The 2,963-nt window shown below is 75.3% G+C and carries 2 protein-coding genes; both read left to right on the forward strand.

The features are described 5' to 3' along the window. On the forward strand, positions 1–732 hold a 732-nt coding region (locus G9H71_RS21915), incomplete at its 5' end, for an Fpg/Nei family DNA glycosylase (RefSeq protein ID WP_166284887.1). A 121-nt stretch (positions 733–853) separates the two neighbouring features. Continuing rightward, on the forward strand, positions 854–2,963 hold a 2,110-nt coding region (locus G9H71_RS21920; RefSeq protein ID WP_166284888.1), incomplete at its 3' end, for a HelD family protein.

Raw genomic sequence — 2,963 nt, forward strand, 5'->3', positions numbered from 1 at the left:
GACACGTACGAGTGTCGGCCGCACCTGCCCGGGGAGATCCGCGCCGCGCTGCTGGGCCGCACTCTCACCGCCGCGCACCGGCGCGGCAAGTCGATGTGGTGCGAGACCTCCGACGGCGGCCCCGACCTCGGCATCCACCTGGGCATGAGCGGGCGCATCCTCATCAGCGCACCGACGTCCGCGAAAGGACCTGGGGAGGTCGTCGAGGGCGGCGACTACGCCGGGCCGCCGACCGGCCGGCCGGACCTCGACGTGTGGTTCCGCTTCACGCTCGCCTTCGCCGACGGCGGGGCGCTGCGGCTGCTCGACAAGCGGCGGCTGGGCCGCGTACGCCTCGACCCTGACCTGTCCGCGCTCGGCCCCGACGCGCAGGCCGTCACCCGGGCCGACTTCCGCGCCCGTGTCGGCAGGGGCACCGCCCCGCTCAAGGCCCGGCTGCTCGACCAGTCGGTCCTCGCGGGCGTCGGCAACCTGCTCGCGGACCAGGCGCTGTGGCAGAGCCGGCTCAGCCCGCGCCGCCCCGCCGGCGAGCTGACCAAGGCCGAGCTCGACCGGCTGCACGACGAGCTGGGAGCGGCGATCGGCGACGCGATCGCGAACGGTGGCGTGCACACCGGGTCGGTCGTGGCGTACCGCAAGGCGGGTCAGCACTGCCCGCGCTGCGGCGCGGAGATGGCCTGCGCGACCGTCGGTGGGCGGACTACGTGGTGGTGCCCGGCCGAGCAGCGCTGAGGGCGCCTGCTGCGCACAATTCTACCCGGGCGTCGCCGACATTTCCAAATTGTTTGCCGGAATTCAAGAAAATGCGGCAGACTGCGTCCTCCTTGGAAATGCCGATGCGGGAGGGCGCGTTTTGCGCGAGGACGAGCTCGCGGCGGAGCAGGCCTACGTGGACCGGTTGTACGCGCAGTTGGACGTCGATCGTGCCGGCGCCGAGGAGCAGGCCGCGCGGGCGGCGGCCGTCCCCGCGCAGAGCGGGCGCGAGCTGCTGGAGCGCGACGCTGCCGTCACGGCGGCGCGCACCCGCCGGGCCGCCCTGGCCGCGGCCGAGGAAGGGCTCTGCTTCGGCCGCATCGACACCGCCGACGGCCGCCGGCACTACATCGGGCGCGTCGGGCTGCGCGACGGCCGTGCCGAGGAGCCACTGCTGCTCGACTGGCGTGCTCCCGCGGCCCGGCCCTTCTACGTCGCCACGCCGGCGTCGCCGGAGGGGCTCGTGCGCCGGCGCTCGATCACCACCCGCGGGCGGCGCGTCACGCACGTCAACGACGAGCTGCTCGACGTGGACCGCGCCGCTGGGACGGGCGACGAGCTCGTGGGGGAGGCGGCGCTGCTCGCCGCGGTCACGAGCACCCGGACGGGGCGGATGCGCGACATCGTCGCCACGATGCAGCGTGAGCAGGACGAGGCCGTCCGGTCCGAGCACAGCGGGGCCCTCGTCGTCCAGGGCGGTCCGGGGACGGGCAAGACAGCGGTCGCCCTGCATCGGGCGGCGTACCTGCTCTACACGCGGCCTGAGCTCGCCCACCGCGGGGTGCTCGTCGTGGGCCCGAGCCCCGCGTTCCTGGCCTACGTGAGCGACGTCCTGCCCGGGCTCGGTGAGTCCAACGCGGTGCTGGCCACCGTGGCGAGCCTCTTTCCGGGCGTCAGTGCGGTCGACGAGCACCCGTCGGTGGCGGAGGTCAAAGGCCGGCCGGCGATGGCCGACGTCGTGGCTGCGGCCGTGCGCGGCCACGAGGGCGCCGGGCACACGGTGCGTATCGAGCACGAGGGAGACGAGCTCACTCTGTCAGCACGCTTCCTCGCCGATGCCGTCGCGGCGGCACGCGGCACCGGCGTGCCGCACAACGAGGCGCGTCGCGTCTTCCGCCGGCACGTCCTCGCCGAGCTGGCCCGCCAGTCGGCCCAGGCGAGACGCAGCCGGCTCGAGGCCGTCGAAGCCGGCCTGGAAGCGGAGTTGGCCGCCATCGACCGGCTCGTCGCCGCCGACCTCGCGCGCCTGCCCGCGCTTCCCGACGTCGAGGAGCACGCGACGGAGCGACCGAGCCGCGACGAGCTCGTCCAACTGACCCGCGAGCTGGCCGCCGCCCCGCAGGTGCGGGCGGCGATCCACCGGCTCTGGCCGGTGCTCACGCCTCAGCAGCTGCTCGAGGACCTCTTCGCCGACGCGGGCCGGCTCGCCGCGGCGGCCGGGTCGCTGCGTGCGCGTGACCGCGAGCTGCTCGCCCGGCCGCCGGGAAGCCGCTGGACGGCGGCGGACGTGCCGTTGCTCGACGAGGCGGCCGAGCTGCTCGGGGAGGACACGCAGGCGAGGCAGGCGCTCGCCGACCGGAACCGCGAGCGCGAGGTGGCGTACGCCAGGGGGGTGCTGCAGATCGCCGGCTCCGGCCCGCTGGACGACGACACGGTGCTGTTGAGCCCGGCGGACGCGGAGCAGCTCGCCGAGCGCCACGCGGAGCAGGACCTGCGGACGCTGGCCGAGCGCGCGGCGGCGGACCGCACGTGGGCGTACGGCCACGTCGTCGTCGACGAGGCGCAGGAGCTGTCGCCCATGGCCTGGCGGCTCCTGCTGCGGCGCTGCCCGACCCGCTCGTTCACCCTCGTCGGGGACCTCGCGCAGGCCCACGCTCCTGGCGCACCGGCCACGTGGGAGGAAGCGCTGACGCCACACTTCGGCAGCCGCTGGCGGGAGGCTCGGCTCTCGGTGAACTACCGGACGCCGCGGGAGACCATGGACGTCGCCGTCGGCGTACTCGCGGCCGCGGGTCACGAGGCCCTGGCGCCACGGTCGATCCGCAGCTCCGGCAACCCTCCGTGGCGGCAGGAGCACCCTGCCGAGCGGTTGCCCGCCGCTGCGGCTGCCTGGGCGGCAGCCGGGGGACGACGGGCCGGTGGGACGTGTGCCGTGATCGTGGCGGACGAGCTGGCCGAGCAGGTTGCGGCGGCCGTGGTCGCGACAGTGC

It is taken from the genome of Motilibacter deserti (assembly GCF_011250635.1).
Taxonomy (GTDB): Bacteria; Actinomycetota; Actinomycetes; order Motilibacterales; family Motilibacteraceae; genus Motilibacter_A; species Motilibacter_A deserti.